The organism is Undibacterium parvum, from assembly GCF_003955735.1.
In the GTDB taxonomy this organism is placed as follows: domain Bacteria; phylum Pseudomonadota; class Gammaproteobacteria; order Burkholderiales; family Burkholderiaceae_D; genus Undibacterium; species Undibacterium parvum.
On sequence record NZ_CP034464.1, the window covers coordinates 2,329,270 to 2,347,903 of the forward strand.

Genomic DNA, 18,634 nt, shown 5'->3' on the forward strand with positions numbered 1-18,634 from the left:
TCTGAGCATTTTAAAAACCGCATACAATCCCGAAACCTGCCCTAAGGAAAGATTGCAAAATGGAACAAAATACTAAAATCAGCGACGATACCAGCCTGCCGCTAGCGAGCGTTTTAGCCGTCAGCACTTTATTAAGTGCCTGTGGCGGTGGTGGCTCTAGCATAGGTGGTAATAGCACGCCAGGCACCACGCCACCGCCCGTGGTGGTCACGAAACCGGCGAATGAAGCGGAAGCCGCGCGTTTCCTGGCGCAAGCCGCCTTTGGTGGCGCGCCCACGGCACGCCAGGCACTCATCAGCAATGGTTTCGAGCCTTGGATTAATGAGCAGCAAGCTTTGCCGCTAGGGCAGTCCAGATTTGATGAAATGAATGCCATCAAACTTAGTGACCCCGGCGTTTTTGCGCTGCAAAGTGAGCTGCGCGACAATATGATGTGGAAGCGCATCGCCGCCGCCCCAGATATGTTGCGTCAGCGCATGGCGCTGGCCTTATCCGAAATTTTTGTGGTAACGATTAGCGGTGTCGATCTGCCTACCCAAGCGCATGCACTGTGCGGCTATATGGATATGCTGGAAAAAAATGCTTTTGGAAATTTCCGCCAGTTGTTAGAAGATGTCACTCTCAGCGTTCCTATGGGACGCATGCTGGGCACCTTCAGAAATATGAAGGAAGACAGCAAGACCGGCCGCCGACCTGATGAAAATTACGCGCGCGAAGTGATGCAGTTGTTCACCATCGGTTTAGTCGAATTGAATATGGATGGCAGCGCCAAGCTCGATGCCAATGGCAAGCCTATAGACAGCTACAACCAAGACACCGTCAGCAATCTAGCGCGGGTGTTTACCGGTTGGAGTATTACACTTGATTGGACCTCGACTGACCCCGATCCCGAGCCCATGCGCCAACCTATGCGCCTGGATGAAAATGCCCACTCTCTGTTAGAGAAAAAATTTCTCAGTGCGACAATACCCGCCAATACCGATGGCAGGGCTTCGCTGAAAATCGCGCTCGATACCTTATTTAATCACGCCAATGTTGCGCCCTTTATCAGCCGGCAGTTGATACAGCGTTTTGTCAGCAGTAATCCTAGTGCCGCTTATGTAGGTCGCGTTGCGGCGATATTTGCCAACAATGGGCTGGGAGTGCGCGGTGATTTGAAAGCCGTCGTCAAAGCTATTTTGATGGATGCCGAAGCGCGTACTGCCCCGGATGCCGCCAATCTGTTTGCCGGTAAAATCGTTGAGCCTATGGTACGCGTCGGCAGTTTTTTCCGCGGTATGAAATTCACAAGTCCGGATGGCCAATGGCGCCTGGTACGCGCCAGAAGTTTTGGGCAGCAACCGCTCGGTGCGCCTAGTGTTTTTAACTTTTTCCGTCCCGGATATGTGCCGCCGAATACTGCCTTGGCGACTCAAAACAAACAATCGCCAGAGCTGCAAATTGTTTCTGAACAATCCGTGTTGACTCAGGTGAATGAGTGGGCCACGCTGTTAGACAACTCCGCTTCGTACACGCGCCGTAATTATCAGGATGCGGCCAAGGCCTATAAATCCGATCCGGATAGCAGCGGCTTGCAATTAGATTGGGCTTTGGAATTGAGCTTGGTCAGCAAACCGGACGCCTTGATTGAACACTTCAATCTCTTATTCTCGGCCGGCCAATTATCTGCCAATAGCAAGCAGATCATCCTCACCAGCATCAGTAAAATGCCGCTGACCGATACCGATGCGGCCAAGCTACTCACCAAACAACTTAATCTGGTCAAAACCGTAGCCCTGATGGTCTTGGTTGCGGCAGACACTCAATTGCTGAAGTAAAGGAGCACCACATGGATCATCATTTTACCCGTCGCGAATTTCTTAAACGCGCCAGCATCCTGGGAGCCGCCGGTGTCGCTGCTCCCATGGCTTTGAATTTATCGATACTCAATGAAGCGGTCGCGGCCACTAGTCCAACGGATTACAAAGCGCTGGTCTGCCTGTATATGGCAGGCGGCAATGATTGCCACAATGTGCTGATCCCCTACGACAATGCCAACTATGCAAAATATGCGGCGATCCGTCAGGCACTGGCAATACCGCAGGCCAGTCTGAGCGCAACGGCATTAGGCTTGGTCGATGCCGGTGGCCGGCAAATGGCTTTGGCACCGCAGTGGGCGGGTCTGAAAACTTTGTATGATGCAGGTAGTTTGGGGGTAATCAGCAATATCGGTACCCTAGCAGTGCCGACCACCAAGACCCAATACAAAAACAATTCGGTACCCCTGCCGCCTAAATTGTTATCGCACAACGATCAAACCAATGTATGGTTATCTGGCGCTGGCGAAGGTGCCGGTAAAGGCTGGGGCGGTCGTATTGCCGATCTGTACATGGCAAACAATACCAGTACCGCCTTAACTTGCGTGTTGATAGGTGGCTCGCGGGTATTTTTAAGCGGCCAGCAAACCGCTGCCTTTACTCAGGGTACAGGCACTCCTTTGCAATTGCTCGGTGGCGCCAGCAGTCGCTGGGGCAATACAACGCTGCGCGCAGATTTGATCGATTTAATGAGTAAGGGCAAGGACAATGAACTGGCCAATGCCTATCGCGATATTAGTAATCGCGGCATCAGCACTTCAACCACAGTTGCCAATGCCTATGTAGGAAAAGCCGACCCTGTCGGTTTTCCGGCGAATAATAATTTATCCGATCAACTCAAAGCAGTCGCCAAAATGATCGCTGCGCGCGATACTTTAGGGAATAAACGGCAAGTCTTCATGGTGCAAATTGGCGGCTTCGATTTGCACGATGATCTGATGCAAAAACATCCGGGATTATTAACCAGCATCAACGACGCAATGCTGGCGTTTCAAAATTCTATGCTGGCTTTGGGCTTGCAAAATAATGTCACCACCTTCACTGCTTCCGAATTTGGCCGTACCCTCTCCTCGAATGGCGATGGCTCGGATCACGGCTGGGGTAGTCATCATCTGGTGATGGGTGGTGCGGTTAAAGGTGGACAGATTTTTGGTAAAAAAATGGTGCCAGAGATAGACGGTGATTTCGACATTGGTCAGGGTCGCCTTATCCCTGATTTTGCTACCGATCAATTGGCTTGGTCACTGGCGAAATGGTTTGGCGCGCAAGACAATGATCGTTCTTTGATCATGCCGACCATGGCAAATTTCGATGTAAATGCACTTAAAATATTTGGCTAGAGGCACTTGCTTGTGGGTACTCGTTTGAGTGCCCACAAGTCACTTAGATCAAGGCGGCAAAGCGCGACAAATCGACATTGCCACCCGAAATCACCACACCAACTTTTTTCCCCTGTAAATCTAGCTGACGGCTAAACGCCGCGGCGGCGCCCAGACAGCCGGTCGGCTCCACCAAGATCTTCATGCTGCTAGCGAAAAATTTCATGGCCTCGACCAAGTCGCTATCCTCCACGCTCAAAATATCCGCTACCCGTTTTTGTATGACCTGAAAAGTGAGCTGACCGAGTTGCTGGGTTTGCGCCCCGTCGGCAATCGTCACCGGCGTGTCGATACGCATGATCTGACCGGAACGCAAGCTTTGCTGGCCATCATTGCCGGCCTGCGGCTCGACTCCGAATACACGGCAAGCGGGGCTGAGCGCCTGTGCCGCAGTGGCGCAGCCGGATAACAGACCACCACCGCCCAGCGGTACCAGCAAGACATCCAGATCGCCCACCTCTTCTAACAATTCTTTGACCAGCGTACCTTGGCCAGCCATCACGTGCGGGTGATCGTAAGGCGGAATTAGCGTGAGGCCACGCTGTTCCGATAAGCGCCGTCCGATTGCTTCGCGGTCTTCGTTGTAACGGTCATACAGCACCACTTCTGCACCGTAGCCGCGGGTGGCTGCCACTTTGATGGCAGGTGCATCATTAGGCATGATGATCACCGCTGGCACACCGAGCAAACGCGCCGATAAGGCGATGCCCTGAGCATGGTTGCCGGATGAAAAGCTGACCACGCCGCAGGCTCTTTGCTCAGGCGTGAATTGCGCGATGGCGTTGTAGGCCCCGCGAAATTTAAATGAGCCTGAGCGTTGAAAATTTTCGCATTTAAAAAAAATCTGCGCACCGCTAAGCTGGTTGGCGGTACTAGAGCTCAATACCGGAGTGCGATGGGCAACTGCGGCTATGCGCTGATGCGCGGCCACGATGTCCTGGTAGCAGATCGGCAGCTGGCTCATGCCTGATCTCCTTTGCTGGGTAAATAGGTGTACACGGTGGAGCGCGCCACACCCAGGGTATTGGCGACAATAGTCTGGGCGTTTTTCAAATCCATCAGCCCGGCCTCTGCCAAATGCTGCACGGCGTTACGTCTTTGCGCCCGGCTCAGCATATGCGGGGTAGTGTTTAAGCCAGCAGCAAACTGCTCCAAAGTGCTGCGTATCAGATCCAAACTTGGTGCTACTAAATTTTCCTGGATCACCACCGGGGCAGTCTGGGTTTGTATCAGTTGATGCAGGCTACCGGCTGCTGCCGTCAGCACCGAGACATCGATGTTGAGGCAGATCGCCATGACGTAGTCGCCAGCGCTATTTTTGATACCGATAGAAGTACTTTTGGCAGGGCGCCCATCCGGAAAACGATTCGGGTAGTTCTGCAGCACCTCGGGAAATGAGGGATCGCTGATGCGCGCCAGGCCGATTTCTGTGGTGCTGTCACCGAGCTTGCGGCCGGACAAATTATTTGAAATCGCCACCACGTGATGCTGTTCTACAGTCAAATCGTGCAACACCACTTCCACCAAGGGGAAGAAAGTTTTCCCCAGTGCGTCTACGATTTTCTTGCCTTCTCTGAGAAGTAATTGGTTTTCGCTTAGTTTCATATCGAACATTATGTCAGAATTTGATGATTTGTCAAATTCAAGGATTTATGGTTAAAATGGCGCACTTTTAAAAAACTCAGTGCCAGCCTCGATGGTACTGCCCCCGATCTTTTTCTAGACATTTTGAAGCAAATAAATAGGATATAGAATGAAATTATTGTTAGCGTCAGCCTCCTTGATGGGCAGTGTTTTACTCGGTATTTTGCCAGTCCAGGCGCAAGAATTAACCGGCACCTTAAAAAAAATCAAGGACAGCGGCGTCATTACTTTGGGTGTGCGCGACTCCTCCATCCCGTTTTCGTATATCGACGATAAGCAAGCGTATCAGGGTTACTCTATCGATTTGTGCAAAAAAGTTGTGCTGGCAGTGCAGCGGCAACTCGGCGTGGCTATCATTAAAACGGTCTACAACCCAGTCACTTCGGCCACCCGCATCCCCTTGATGGCGAATGGAACGATAGATCTGGAATGCGGCTCCACCACGAATAATCTGGAGCGCCAAAAACAGGTTGCCTTCGCGCCCACCATGTTTCTTGGCGCCGGTAGGCTGATGTCGAAAAAATCCAGCAAGATACGCAGTCTGGCGGATTTACGCGGAAAAACCGTGGTCTCTACCGCTGGCACCGCGAACTTAAAACAGCTTACTTTGATGAACGCCGAGCAAAATTTAGGCATCACTATCGTTGCCGCCACCGATCATGCGGAATCATTTCTGATGCTGGAAACCGGGCGCGCGGCAGCCTTTGCGATCGATGATATTTTGATGGCGAGCCTGGCCGCTGGCTCTAAAAACGCCAACGATTATGAGCTGAGCAAGGAAGCGTTGTCACTCGAACCCTACGGCATCATGCTGCGCCGTGATGATATTGAATTTAAAAAAATGGTCGATGCGGCGGTTAGCGCCGTGTATACCTCGGGCGAGATCAATGCAATTTATGCGAAATGGTTTCTCAAGCCGATTCCTCCCAAAGGTATCAACATGCAGTTCGCACTCTCACCGCAATTGCAGGCCGCCTTCATGAAACCGAATGATTCGGGCGACCCAGCCAGCTACGCAAGCGTGCCGGAGGCGCAAAAACATTTGAGTCAGAAACTAGGCCAGCAACTGAGCCAGAATAAGAAGTAAGCGAGGCACTCAGAGCCGGGTCTGCGCTGCTTCGGGGTGCTAAGGCTTAGCCAGCGGGACTACTCTATCCCTATGTAAATCACCACTTTTTGCGGGCTGAGATAATCTTCAAAGTCCGTCGCAAAACGGCGCTGGTGCTGGCTATTCGTTTGAAAATACGTCCACACCTGCGCCCACCCCTGTATCACCGCCGCCGGCATGACGCCCTCGCATTCAAACGCCAGATAGCGTCCGGCCTGTATCTCGATTGTGGCAAGTTCTGGCGAGGCAGTTTCTACCGCCATCCCCGCAGTCACGTCAAACGCTCCGCTGGCGTCCGATTCATAGCCTGAATACACGCCCAGCATTCTGGCTGGCGCGATTTGTCCGGGTATTTTTTCTGGATATTGCTGACTGAAAAATTGCGCCCACATAGTGCCGATTTTCGCCGTGGCGGGATTAAATTCATCGCTATTGCGGGTGCGTACGGCCAGACCGCTGACGGTAAAACTGGCGAGGTCGAGAATTTTTCTAGTCATATTGGGCTCCGGTGGGATAAGGATAATGCAGCACTTACGCTGAACTTGGCGAGCAGATTAACACAAGCGGGTTTCACAAATCTTGCTGTATCTGCTCTCTGTCAGCGATAAGATTAAGCTTAGTTTGCATGGCATGGCGGCAAAAATCTTGAAATCGCTTGCGCTTAGCGATCGCCTAGACGCACTGCTAGTTTCAATAACGCGCATCTTTCGGCTTGCCGCCTTTACTCCAATCCTTCGATTTTTCTGCGTAATCAGGCCGCTTTTGGGTGGTAAAGAAGGCGGCAACATCAACCGCCTCTTGGTCTGATAGTGTACCGCCCTGGCCCAGTGGCATATTCGCTTTGACGAACGCAGCAGCATTATTTAAGCGCGCCATCCCGGCACCGATATTAAAAGAGCGATCGCCCCACAGCGCAGGAAATAAATAGCCACCATCTGGCAATTGCTGGCCCTCGCCTTTATCGCCATGGCAGGAAGCGCATTTTTCTGCGTAGACTTTTAGACCGTGTGCCAGATCCGGTGCCTGATCTGATTTCACCGGTTTAAAGCCGCGCCCATTCAAGCTCATGCCGGTAGGCACATCCTTAGAGAGCCACCAGATATAACTTAACATCGCATTCATTTCTACGCTGTCATGCGGCAAAGCCTTGCCGTTCATGGAGCGTTGAAAACAATCATTGATGCGCGCCTGCAAGGACCCCATGGCCGCAGTACGGCTGCGGTATTCAGGGAACACGCCCCACAAGCCGACAAACGGGGCAGCACCGGCGACCGTGCCGCCATTCAAATGACATGAGCTGCAATTTAAGCCATTGCCGACATAGGCTTTGGCAAATTTTTGGGTATTAAGGACTAAGTTACGGCCAAGTTGAACCGCCTCACCCATCTCCGCTTTGGGCAGGCTGCTATCGTCCGGCATCTGAATCGGAAAAGAACTCGCTGTCATGGCAGAAGAGGCTGTGGTGCTGAGCGTGTTGCTGGCAGCGGCTACTGGCGCCGCCTCTTTTTCGCTGCCTGCCGGGGAAGCATGCGCCTCACTCAGGGGAGTATGCGTGAACAGGAAAATCACGCTACCAACAGCTGCCAGAAACATGCCTGTCGCTATCAATAGATAGCGCTGATGAGAAGTTTTCATATTCATCCACCGTAGTGATCGAACATCAAGTATTACATAAAAGCCTATACAAAAATATCAATTTTATGTGTAGATTCGGCAACGACGATGTATGGGCGCGGCGGAGAGGCCTTGCGATGGGCAAACAGAACTTTTTAAAATTTTTCATTGGAATGCACAGCAAGGCGCATATCCGATGCGGCCTGCAGGCCAATATCGTGCCAGCAGGCGCATGGGGATTGCGCAGTCGAATTGAAGACCTCGAAAGTTTTCACGACATGCGGTATCACGCCATGCTGCGATTTTCGGATGTTAGTTAGCCCGTATCAAGCTAGCGATGCCGCTGCGCTGGTTGGCGCGGGCGGCCAGCGCTTGCTCTTCTTTGGAGGCATAGTTACGATCCCATGCCAGCACCTTGGGCGTCATTAAGGCGTGCCAGAGTGGCGGTATCAAGGCCACCAGAATGGTGGTGAGATAGCCGTTGATCATCATAGGCGCATCCTGATAGGGCTTGAGTTCATGGTAAGGCACTTCGCCCTGAGCGTGATGATGCGAGTGACGGGTCAGGTTGAACATGGTCCAGGAGCTGATGCGGCGATTGGTGTTCCACGAGTGGCGCGGCTGCACCGGGGTCTCCGGATTACGCACCATGCCGTAATGCTCCATGTAATTGACGATTTCTAGCAAGGATTTTCCAAACAGTGCGCACAGCGTAAAGAACGCGGCACCGACAGCACCGCCCAGCGCCCAGGCGGCGCCCACTAGCAAGGCGCTCATCAAATAACCGCGCAACACCGCATTGTGCGGCGAATACAGCGCATAGGCTTTGCGTTTTAAGCGTCTGGCTTCTATGTTCCAGGCGCTGATATTGCCTTTGATGGTAGAGGCGAGCACGTGATGGTAGACGTTGCGCCCACGCGGTGCGGTCGCCGGATCGTGTTCAGTCGAGACGTAGCGATGATGACCGTACACGTGCTCGATGGCGAACGAGGTATCAAAGCTATACGCCAGCAACCAGCGGCCTATCAGCATGGAGACCGGGTCCCAGGTGCGATGGGTCAATTCGTGACCGGTAATGGTGCCGATCAGGCCTATCGTTAGCCCAGTCAGTATCAGAGCAGAAAGGTGATTACCGAATGATGTGAGATTGCGTGCGGCAATCACATCATAACCACTAAGTTGAGTAAACCAGTGACCAAAACCGAGCGGATCAGCGGGGCTGACCGACCAGACTGCAGAAAACACGATGAGCGATAACAGCGGCCATGCCAACCACAACTGGATGGTGAGTATGCGTGGATGAGTGAATTCTGGCACTGAGGTGTCGTCGCCCAGAAGCGCATCGCCGACGATATAGAAAAACAAGACTGCCAGCAAACCTAGCGTAACATACGCGCCGCCAGCCAGAATCGCGGCGGCAGAAAACAGGCCCACCAGATGGAACATAAAATACTTCAGATACGCGAATACGCTGGCAACGTTGGCGGTGCTGGTATCAATTGGCTCGGCTGTCGGCGCTGACTTAGCGGTCTGTGATTGAGCGGCAGCGGCATCCATCCTGCTGACGAACCGGTCTGCATGTATGTGTTCTTTTGCGACGCCGTTTTGGCCTAGCGTTAGCACCGCACTGTCTATCATGCCCGGCGGGCCGCACAGGTAAGCATGTGCGCCGTTTTCCAGCAAGGCGGGAATCTGCTCAGTCACCAGACCGCGCTTGCCCTGCCAGAGATCGCCGTCTTTGACTTCTGAGAGCACAGCAACGAAGCGAAATTCCCCATGCCAGAGTCGCCCGATTTCTGCGATTTCGGCCAGACAATACAGATCTTTTTCTTCTCTTGCGCCAAACAAGACGGTGGCGGAGCGCGCGACATTCGCCTGCAGCGCTTCCTGCAATAGCGCCAGGATAGGAGCGAGGCCGCTGCCGCCCGCCACCAGCAGCAAGGGCGCATCCGCATCACGCAGCCAGAAGTCACCCGCCGGTCCTTCAATGGTGACACTTTGCCCCAGCAAATTCTGATCATGGATGTGCGAAGAAAACACACCGCCGGGCAGCTTACGGACAAAGAAACTTACTTGCGCATTCTGCTGTGAGGGCGTGGCAAACGAGTAGCTACGCTGCACCTCTGGCAAAGACGCCATGCTGAGATTGGCGAACTGGCCGCCGCGGTAGTTCAGCGGTGCATCTAGTTGCACATTCAAACGCGTGATGTCATGCGTCAGCCGCTGTTGCGCTATGACCGTGCCGCAGACGCTGTGCTGCGCAGCTTGAAGGGAAAGATCGACCTCGATCCGGATATCGGATAAAGGGACACTTTGGCAGGCCAGAATAAATCCCTGGTCCATTTCATCGTCGGAAAGTAGGTAGCTGGACTCGGTATGCTCTTTGACCTTTCCTTCGGTCAGTTTGCATTTACAGGTGGCGCAACCACCGACCCGGCAACTATTAGGAAAATCTATCCCTTGTCGTATTGCCGCATTGAGCAGGGTTTCGTCCGGAAGCACCGTAATGGCAGTGCCATTGATATGCGCCATGCTTGGCGTCTTTATCGCATTAGAAAAAAACATGTCGTCTCCGTGGATTTTGAAATCAGCACCTCATTTGTGTCTATGGTACGACGGCCATAGAATTATCTTGGGGTGCATGATTGACATTCATGGGTCATTTATTGACAATCGTTTTGTCTTTAAATTTAGCCTTCAATTTAGCCTTAGTTGCGCCTTTAGTTGCATTCCCACGGAGCCCCATGAGCACACCAGAATTTTCGCTATCAGTGTTCTACCTACGCCAGATTGCAGAGCAAATCCGCAGTATCGGCGGTGATGTCGAACACTGGCTGGCGCATAGTCAGCTCGACGAGGCACAACTGGCCGACTCCTCGCTGCAAATTCCCTACGCAGAATTAAGGCTGCTGATAGGGGCGGCACTCAGCAGCACTAAAGAGCCAGCGCTGGGTTTGCTGGTGGGAGAACGTCTGGTTGCCAATACCCACGGCATACTTGGCTACGCCGCGATCAATAGCGCAAGCTTGCGGCAAGCGGTGCAATTGCTTGCGCATTATTTGCGCGTGCGCACCTCTCTGGTTTTACTCAGCTATGAAATTCACGGTGATCAGTTTCGCCTGGTCTTTAGCGAGCCTGTGCCCTTGGGCGAAATCCGTAGGCCAGTGCTGGAAGCGGTGATACTGACGATCAAAAACCTGCTCGATCATATTGCCATGGGCTCATGCAATGTCAGTGAAGTCGCCTTCCCTTTTGATGCGCCAGACTATGCCGCGCTGGCGCAAGACTTGTTCAAATGCGAACTGCGCTATGGGCAAGCGTGGGCCGGTATTGCACTGCCGCTCAATAGCATCGATCTGCCTTTAAAAATGGCCGACCCGGCCAGCTTTCAAGATGCTGTACAGATTTGCCAGCGAGAGCTAGACAAACTGCTTAAAAGTGAAAGCCTGAGTACGCAGTTGCGCCGGATTATGCTGGAGAAACAAGGTGGCTTCCCATCGCTGAACGTCATGGCGCGCTTACTGCATTTAACACCGCGCACCCTGCATCGCCGTTTGCTGCAAGAACAAACTTCGTACAAAGAAATCATCGAAGATGTACGCCATACCTTGGCGCTAGAATATTTGAAATCTGGCCAGCTCAGCATTCAGGAAATCGCCTACATGCTCGGTTACAGCGACATCGCCAATTTTCGCCGCGCCTTTAAACGCTGGGAGCAGCTGGCACCGTCTTTGTACCGCTTGCGCATGGTGCCAAGCCGGATTAAGTAGCCTCCAAAAGCCGCTTTGCCACGCGCAAAATTGCGCTTGTGATCACCGCTTTCATGGGAGATACTGCTAGCCAGATGCTTGTTTTCCAGGAGTACCTAGTGCTGCTCAGCTTTAGAGATTTCGAGATTGATACCAGCTTGTTCACCTTGCGCTCTGGCGATCAGCTGAGCCGCGTCGAGCCGCAGGTGTTCGACCTGATCGTGTATCTGGCGCAGCAACCCGAGCGCATCGTCAGCGCGCAAGAGTTGCTAGCTCACTTATGGGCGGGCAAGGTGGTGACCGAGTCCAGCCTGAGAAGCTGCATCAAGGCCGCACGTCAGGCACTCGGTGATAGCGGGGCTGCGCAGAACTGCATTGCCACCGTCAGAAATCGCGGCTACCGCTTTGTCGCCGCCCAGTGCGTGCCAAGCGCGCCCGTCCTTAGCCCTAGGCTGCGATTGGAGCCCGCATACCCGGCTGGCGTGCCGCCACAGCCGCACCGTGCCTCGATCGCGATCATGCCCTTTGTCGATCTCTCGCAAGCTAGCCAGGGCCGCGCCGGTATCGCCGACGCCTTGGTGCACGATGTCATCTTTCAATTAGCGCAAATGCGCAGTCTGTTTGTGATCGCACAGGGCAGCGTGTTCGCGCCCAAGCTGCGCCAGCTTGATGCACGAGAGGCTGGCCAACTCTTGCAGGTTGATTATGTCGTGAGCGGGTCTGTAAGTCTCAAAGATCAGCGTTTGAGCGTCAGCCTTGAATTGGCCGAGACCGGCACTGCCCGCATCGTCTGGGTGGAAAATTTTTGTCAGGCGCTCGACGATGCTCTGCTGGTTTTGAACCAGATCGGCAGCAAGATCGTCGCCACGCTGGCCAGCGAAGTCGAGCTGACCGAGCGCAACCGCGCCATCCTGCGTCCACCCGATTCGCTCGATGCCTGGCAAGCCTACCACCGCGGCTTATGGCATATGTATCGTTTCAATCAAAACGACAACCAGCAAGCCCAGCATTTTTTTGATATTGCGGTGCGTCTCGACCCGAGTTTTTCGCGCGCCTACACCGGGCTATCGTTCACCCATTTCCAAAACGCTTTTCAGGGCTGGTCGGCGCGTGCCGCCCAGGTTGATCTGGCCTACCAAACCGCCAGCCTCAGTTTGGAAGCCGATCAACGCAATCCTTCTGCGCACCTGGCGATGGGGCGCGCACTCTGGTTGCGTGGCCAACATGCCGACGCGGTCGATGAACTGGAGCACAGCATACAACTCAGCCCTAGCTTTGCCCTGGGCCACTACACGCTGGCGTTTGTGCACGCGCAAGCGGGCGATCCGCATGCGGCGATTTTAGCCTCGGATCATTCGCGCCTGCTCAGTCCCTTCGATCCGCTGCTGTTTGGTATGTTGGGTGCGCGTGCGATTGCACATGTGCGTCTGGGGCAGTACAGCGAAGCGGCAGTGTGGGCCGTGAAGGCAGCCGCCCGTCCCAACGCGCATATCCATATTTTGGCACTGGCTGCGTATAGCCTGGCCTTGGCAGGCGCCCTCGACCAAGCGCGCGCGCTGGTGGCGACGCTACACCAGCAACAGCCGCATTACCAGGTCGAGGAATTTATCCTGGCTTTCCGTTTTGATGCGCAGGGCGCGCAATTATTTCGCCAGGCGGCCCGCCTGATCGCGCCCAGCTGCTAGCCGCAGTTTCTTCACTTGCTGCAGTTTTTTTCATTTGCGCATGATGTGATTCTTGAGCGAATAAATAATCGCCAGCACGTCTTTCTTGGTTTCTTCATCGTAATGATGCTTATCCATGGCGCCGAGTATGTCATCGGTGGCGGCCAGATATTCTTGCTCGCTGATGTTCATCCCGGTATGCGCTGCCACCATGTCTTTGCCGGTATAAGGGGCAGGGCCACCAGCGCCCGCGCCGAAAAATTCACGCGCCATGCGTTTGGCGCGCTCCAGATCTTTGATGTTTTCAAAGCGTGTTTTGATGAGTGGGTTGGCCAGATGGGCGGCCATGACATCGTCCACCAACAGACGTATGCCTTCGGCTTCTCTGAGGCGCTGATACAGTGTTTGGTTCATGCTAGGCTCCTTGCTGGTTAAGAGGGATACGCTGATAAAATTTTAGCCAGCGAGCGCCCAGCTTGCTTGGAGAAAGCGTGAAGGTTTTGTGATGATAGGCGGCGCGGATGGCTCAGCAACCCGCGCATCGAGCCCCCAAATTATCCGTAGACATCGCAAAAATAGGGGGGGTATGTGCCACAGTATGGCGTTTGCGCATATCAGATATGCGCGATATGACTAGCTCTGCCTATACTATCACCCAGTATATGCTGAGTGTAGCTTGCGCCGCGCCAACCCGGCAGAACCAGGCGGGCGTCAGAGCGAATGCAGCTGCACTGGATTGTTAGCGCTCAATTAGCGGTAGCCAGGCAATTTTTTTTCGGCTAACTCAAACAAAAGCTGAGTCAGCAAGGCTAAAGCAGCAGCCGGAATTGCACCGGCCAGCATCATGTTTTGATCATTGATGGCCAGCCCGATGACGATGCGTTCGCCATAACCACCAGCGCCGATAAAGGCGGCGATGGTGGCGCTACCGACGTTGAGTACCGCTGCAGTTTTAATACCGGCCAAGATGGTGGGCAAGGCCAGCGGCAGTTCGATGTAGCGCAGCCTTTGCCACTTATTTAAACCTAGCGCCAGACCAGCCGCGCGTAAGCCGCCAGGCACTTGCAAGATGCCAGTACAGCTATTGCGCACGATCGGCAATAAGGCGTAGACAAACAGCGCCAATAGCGCCGGCAGCAGGCCGATTTGTCCGAGTAGCGCAATCAAGATGGTCAGTAAGGCCAGCGCCGGCACCGTCTGCAACACACCTACGCTGCCCATCACCAGTTGGCGCAAGGCCGGGCGGTAGGCCGCCAAGATGCCCAAAGGCACAGCGACCACACAGGCCAGTGCCACCGAGACGAAAACCAGGGTCAGATGCTGCCAACTCAGCGTCCAGAATTTTTCATCAAACAAACGCTGCAGCAAACTGGCGGCGGGCGCGGCAGGCTGGCTGGTCAGCGCCACCGGCAATGCCGCATCGGCCGCCAATACCGGCGCGGCGCCGGGCGCAGATGCGGTGGCTAAAAATGCCGCAGCCACCGCGCTAAAAGTCTGGCCCTGCAGTTCAGCCTGGGCGTTCATGACGCGCATCTGGGTATCGCTAATCGCGCCTTGCAGACTTTGCAAACTGGCCCAAGCCTGTGGGTAGCGGCTAGGCAAATCGAGCCGGTAGAGCAGCACCGCATCGTAACGCGGGAAGTAAGCCAGATCGTCGATCAAAACCCGCAAGCCGTATTTTCCTATCTGCGAAGAAGTCGCATACACATCGATCAGATCGACTTGCTGCTTGGCCAGCGCCTCGTAAGCGATGCCGTTTTCTAAGACGCGTGGCTGCTGCGGCAGGGCGTAGCGCTGTGCCAGCGCCGGCCAGCCATCGTTACGCCCAAAAAATTCGGGCGAGAGCGCCAGACGTAATTGCGGCGCACGCAGCAGATCGCTGATGCGGCGTATCCCGAGTCGCTGGCTATCTGGCTCGCGCATCGCCAGCGCATAGCTATTATTAAAACCCAGCGGCAAAGCCATCCCTAAGCCCAGTTGTGCCAACTCGCGCTGCATCTGCGGCAAAGGCGTGGGGCTAGTGTGTTTTAAGACTTCAAAGTTAATCGTGCCGGTGTAATCGGGATAAATATCAATACTGCCAGCCTGCAAGGCGGCCAACACCACCGCGGTATTACCCAAGCCCTGACGATGCTCGGCGAGCGTTTCAGGCGCCAGTTTTAGGCGCAAAATTTCGCCTAAAATATACGATTCAGTAAACCGCTTCGAGCCTATCTGCAGCTGCGCCTGCGCGGCCTGCACAGAGTGAGGCGCGCTCAGACTGAACAGCAACAAGCCAGCTAACAGCAGCCGCAGCCAATACAGATTCAGGCCGCGCGCGGGCGCTAGGCAGATGCTGATGGCGGGGCGATAGTGCTGATTTTTCATAGACTATTTTTCAAAGGCGGATGCTGGCAGTATGCACGTGCCGCCGCCCGCATGCCAGACAAACTTGCGGCAAAGCGCTGCACTGGCGTGCCTGGCACAACAAAGCGACGTCAGCCTATTTTCGGCTAAAAGCTGTGCTAATCTGCTAGCGCGCCGCCTACCCACAGCGCCGCTTACCGGAGTCTTGTTATGTCGATGTTGCCGCCAAATTCACCGCAAAATACGCCCGCGTTCAGCTCGGCGCGCCAGCTCAGCGGCCCGCATTTAGCCGCAGCGCTGTGCGATAGCCGCCGCCGCTTGCTGGCGCTGGTGGATGATCTCAGCGATGCCCAGTGGCGGCCAGCCTATCAAAGCGGCGTCAATCCTGTGGCCTGGGAGCTCGCGCATATCGCCTGGTTCGCCGAGTTCTGGATCTTGCGCGGCCCGCACCAGCGCACTGCGGATGGCTATGTCCAGGCACAACAAGCGCCGTGCTACGCTGGCCCGGATCGCTTGTTTGATTCGGCCCGGCTAGCGCACGCGCAACGCTGGCAAGAGCCTATGCCTAGCCGCGCCGAACTGGCTCACATTTTGGCCGCGCAGTTAGCCGCCTGTCTGGCCGCCATCCCGGATACCGCCAACATGGACGCCCGCAGCGCCGACGCCGCCCTGTATTTTCATAGACTGGCCCTGCTGCATGAAGACATGCACGCCGAAGCTTTTTACTGGATGCGCGCCGCGCTCGGCTACCCAGCTCCCGATGGCTGCACGCCACCGCTGGTGGCCACTAGCCAGCCGCTGCAGCTGGCGGCCGCGCAGATCCAGCTCGGCAGCGGGCACGATGCCCCCGGCTTTGCCTTCGATAACGAGCAAGCGCCACACAGCGTCACGCTGGCCGCGTTTGAGATCGATAGCGCGCCACTGACGGCGGGCAAGTTTGCCGATTTTGTCGAGCAAGGCGGCTACACCCAAGCCGACTACTGGCCAGCACAAGCCGGAGTCTGGCGCAAGCAAAGCGGCGCCACGCATCCAAAGCACTGGCGCAAAACTAAAACCGGCGCATGGCAAACCCGCTGGTTTGATGAATGGCTGCCGCTAGCGCCACAAGCCGCCGCCATCCATCTGAATGCCTACGAAGCACAAGCCTATTGCCTGTGGGCCAAGCGCCGCCTGCCCACCGCTGCCGAATGGGAATACGCAGCCAGCACCCGGCCCGATTTTTTGTGGGGGCACAGCGTCTGGGAGTGGACCAGCGACGCCTTTCTGCCCTACCCCGGCTTTGTCGCCGGCCCCTACGCCGACTACTCGCAACCCTGGTTTAGCACGCACAGCGAATTGCGCGGCGGCGCGTTCGCCACCCACGCACGCTTACACCATCCGCACTACCGCAACTTCTTCCAGCCGCAACGCCAGGACATCTTCGCCGGCTTACGCACGGTGGCACTGTAAGCCGCAGCAAGCGCCACCCGCATCAGGCTGCAAAAAATCCGCAAAAACAGATACTCCCCGTTTTTTAAGCAAAACAGGCTGCTTGCCCACATAGCTATTGTGCATTTAGAAAATACCATGGGGAGTATGCGCTTAAGCCGCGAGTCGCAGCGTTTCGAAAGAAGCGAAAAGGCAACGCGGGCTAAGCTGACAGCGCACCAACAGGGCTAGCGTTCTGGAAAATAAAATATTGAAATTAATTTCAAATGTGTCAATATTATTGATAAAATGAAAGACTATAGCAATGACGCTTTTCACGATTTTTTTACTGATCACATTTACCGTAAGTCGATGGAAAGCCATGCTGAATTTGGGTTTTGAGAGCTTGCTCTTAAATTTTTATGCGACACCCGTCCGTTTCGCCCGTCAGGGTGACGGACATATCTAGTTAGAGAACCAATACATGCCATTTCCCTTCCAATTTATGCAAGATAATTTCTGGGCCTTGTACACGGTTGCCTTTGGCTGGATTGTTCTGGTTGCTATTGCATCAGTCTTATATCGCAAAATCAAATCCAAACCAATGCGTATTGTGAAGCCAGAAAATTCCTTGTTCATGGAGCGATGGACGTCTGGCCGATCTCTACGTAACTTCGTCAGTCGCCTCGGGGGAGCAAGAAATTGCTTGTTTGTCGCTGTTACACGGAACGAACTGATTGTCCGTCCGCACTTCCCATTCACTATGTTTTTTCTTCCCGAAATTTATGGACTTGAAATAGTCGTTCCTCGATCTGCCGTGCGAAGCGTTGAGATTAAGTCTGGATTACTTGGGAGTTCGGTTCTGTTAAATATTGATCGTTCGCCTGGCGAAAGTTTTAGACTTGAACTGCGTCTCAGAGCGCCAACTGAATTTGCGCAGGCAATGGTTTCATGAGCGATCAGTTCTCTAGCCTGGTAGGGTGGGCACGTTTTTGTGCCCACGCAGAGATGAACCTACCGCTATGCATGGCCGTTTTGGTTTGATGGGTTTAAGGTGGTGTGTTGCTGCTTAAGCCTTACGCGTGGGCACGATGATGCTGTGCCCACCCTACGTACTGGTCGTTCGTGTGGGACGGCTGTGGCGCCCCACAACTCAAACGTTATGTGTAGTGATGACGATGAATGATATTGATGGAAACGAAGTTGAAGTCGGGGACATTGTGCGTGTTTTGTCCATCAATGAAGATCTGTTGAAGAACTGCCTTACAGACGTTGAGCGCCCGCATCACGAGGCAATGATCAATAACGAATACCGAATTGATGAAATCGTGGAAAGCGGAATGAAAGTCAGCGTTTCCATCCAATGGGAGGAACCAGACGGCGTAGGCATTGGTGGCCTGTATATGTTCCCAAACGAATTTCGCTTAGTTAAGAAATGTTCACGTGAAAACACATAACTCAATAATCGACTCAGACGCTTTGCCCCGGTCATTTCGGCGTTAGGTTTCAGAATGATCCGTCGCCTCTTCATTTCGCTTGTTTCCGTACTCCGGCTCGGCTGCGTTTCCTCCGCTGAGGACTCTGAGCTTGCTGGGAGAGTTGGTAAGTATCTAGACGCTGCTGGAGTAATACCATCAGACACGCGAAATGCCGATAGAACTCACTCGGGAAATATAGTCTATGTCGGCCCTGGAGTGAATGGGTCCCCGCATTTCACTTACTACGAAGTGACAGATCTGAAAGACATGCGAAAGCTAAAGGAGGCTGCCGAAATCGCGATGAAGGAGATTCCGGCGGTGCGAAAGATAACCTTGCACTTCATGGAAAAACAGGTGTTTCATCAGCAGCCAGACGGTTCGGGCTTTAG

At 54.2% G+C, this 18,634-nt stretch carries 16 protein-coding genes; 9 read left to right on the forward strand and 7 right to left on the reverse strand.

Translation table 11 applies throughout. The annotated features are described in order from the left end of the window. Positions 1–59 precede the first annotated feature (59 nt). A complete protein-coding gene (locus tag EJN92_RS10120; protein WP_126127706.1) occupies positions 60–1,817 on the forward strand; it encodes a DUF1800 domain-containing protein in 1,758 nt (585 codons plus the stop codon). A gap of 11 nt (positions 1,818–1,828) precedes the next feature. Continuing rightward, the gene (locus tag EJN92_RS10125; protein WP_126129868.1) at positions 1,829–3,196 is read left to right on the forward strand and encodes a DUF1501 domain-containing protein; all 1,368 of its coding nucleotides are present in this window, start codon (positions 1,829–1,831) and stop codon (positions 3,194–3,196) included. Between the two features lie 43 nt (positions 3,197–3,239). Here EJN92_RS10125 and EJN92_RS10130 read toward each other — a convergent pair whose 3' ends face one another. Together EJN92_RS10130 and EJN92_RS10135 are read right to left on the reverse strand one after the other, a co-directional pair. Beyond that, the gene (locus tag EJN92_RS10130; RefSeq protein ID WP_126127707.1) at positions 3,240–4,199 is read right to left on the reverse strand and encodes a threo-3-hydroxy-L-aspartate ammonia-lyase; all 960 of its coding nucleotides are present in this window, start codon (positions 4,197–4,199) and stop codon (positions 3,240–3,242) included. After that, positions 4,196–4,849, reverse strand: a complete 654-nt coding sequence (locus tag EJN92_RS10135) for a helix-turn-helix transcriptional regulator (protein WP_407701542.1) — start codon at positions 4,847–4,849, stop codon at positions 4,196–4,198. Before EJN92_RS10135 ends, EJN92_RS10130 begins: the two co-directional genes overlap by 4 nt. 139 nt (positions 4,850–4,988) lie before the next feature. Between EJN92_RS10135 and EJN92_RS10140 the strand changes: the two genes are divergently transcribed. Continuing rightward, a complete protein-coding gene (locus EJN92_RS10140) occupies positions 4,989–5,966 on the forward strand; it encodes an amino acid ABC transporter substrate-binding protein (RefSeq protein WP_126127709.1) in 978 nt (325 codons plus the stop codon). Between the two features lie 59 nt (positions 5,967–6,025). Here the strand turns inward: EJN92_RS10140 and EJN92_RS10145 are convergent, their stop codons facing one another. From EJN92_RS10145 to EJN92_RS10155, 3 genes are all read right to left on the reverse strand, one after another. Next, positions 6,026–6,484 carry a GyrI-like domain-containing protein gene (locus EJN92_RS10145; RefSeq protein WP_126127710.1) on the reverse strand — a complete coding sequence of 153 codons (459 nt, stop codon included), beginning with the start codon at positions 6,482–6,484 and terminating at the stop codon, positions 6,026–6,028. A gap of 193 nt (positions 6,485–6,677) precedes the next feature. Beyond that, positions 6,678–7,622: a c-type cytochrome gene (locus tag EJN92_RS10150; RefSeq protein WP_227869792.1), complete on the reverse strand. Its 945-nt coding sequence runs from the start codon at positions 7,620–7,622 to the stop codon at positions 6,678–6,680. A gap of 291 nt (positions 7,623–7,913) precedes the next feature. Then, the gene (locus EJN92_RS10155) at positions 7,914–10,166 is read right to left on the reverse strand and encodes a fatty acid desaturase (protein WP_126127711.1); all 2,253 of its coding nucleotides are present in this window, start codon (positions 10,164–10,166) and stop codon (positions 7,914–7,916) included. A 179-nt stretch (positions 10,167–10,345) separates the two neighbouring features. Between EJN92_RS10155 and EJN92_RS10160 the strand changes: the two genes are divergently transcribed. Then, the gene (locus EJN92_RS10160) at positions 10,346–11,371 is read left to right on the forward strand and encodes an AraC family transcriptional regulator (RefSeq protein ID WP_126127712.1); all 1,026 of its coding nucleotides are present in this window, start codon (positions 10,346–10,348) and stop codon (positions 11,369–11,371) included. 98 nt (positions 11,372–11,469) lie between these two features. Beyond that, the gene (locus EJN92_RS10165) at positions 11,470–13,035 is read left to right on the forward strand and encodes a winged helix-turn-helix domain-containing tetratricopeptide repeat protein (RefSeq protein ID WP_170174892.1); all 1,566 of its coding nucleotides are present in this window, start codon (positions 11,470–11,472) and stop codon (positions 13,033–13,035) included. Positions 13,036–13,065: 30 nt separating this feature from the next. On the opposite strand, the gene EJN92_RS10170 is transcribed toward EJN92_RS10165, so the two are convergent. Both EJN92_RS10170 and EJN92_RS10175 read right to left on the reverse strand, forming a co-directional pair. Beyond that, positions 13,066–13,428: a group I truncated hemoglobin gene (locus EJN92_RS10170; RefSeq protein WP_126127714.1), complete on the reverse strand. Its 363-nt coding sequence runs from the start codon at positions 13,426–13,428 to the stop codon at positions 13,066–13,068. A gap of 336 nt (positions 13,429–13,764) precedes the next feature. Beyond that, positions 13,765–15,381: a glycine betaine ABC transporter substrate-binding protein gene (locus EJN92_RS10175; protein ID WP_126127715.1), complete on the reverse strand. Its 1,617-nt coding sequence runs from the start codon at positions 15,379–15,381 to the stop codon at positions 13,765–13,767. 189 nt (positions 15,382–15,570) lie between these two features. Between EJN92_RS10175 and senA the strand changes: the two genes are divergently transcribed. From senA to EJN92_RS10190, 4 genes are all read left to right on the forward strand, one after another. Continuing rightward, entirely contained in the window at positions 15,571–16,809 is a 1,239-nt protein-coding gene (senA, locus tag EJN92_RS10180; protein WP_126127716.1) for a selenoneine synthase SenA, read from the forward strand. A 283-nt stretch (positions 16,810–17,092) separates the two neighbouring features. Beyond that, entirely contained in the window at positions 17,093–17,236 is a 144-nt protein-coding gene (locus tag EJN92_RS21550; RefSeq protein WP_170174893.1) for a hypothetical protein, read from the forward strand. A gap of 15 nt (positions 17,237–17,251) precedes the next feature. Continuing rightward, positions 17,252–17,722 (forward strand): hypothetical protein, encoded by a 471-nt coding sequence (locus tag EJN92_RS10185; RefSeq protein ID WP_126127717.1) that lies wholly within the window; start codon positions 17,252–17,254, stop codon positions 17,720–17,722. A 223-nt stretch (positions 17,723–17,945) separates the two neighbouring features. Then, positions 17,946–18,224: a hypothetical protein gene (locus tag EJN92_RS10190; protein ID WP_126127718.1), complete on the forward strand. Its 279-nt coding sequence runs from the start codon at positions 17,946–17,948 to the stop codon at positions 18,222–18,224. Positions 18,225–18,634: the final 410 nt, after the last annotated feature.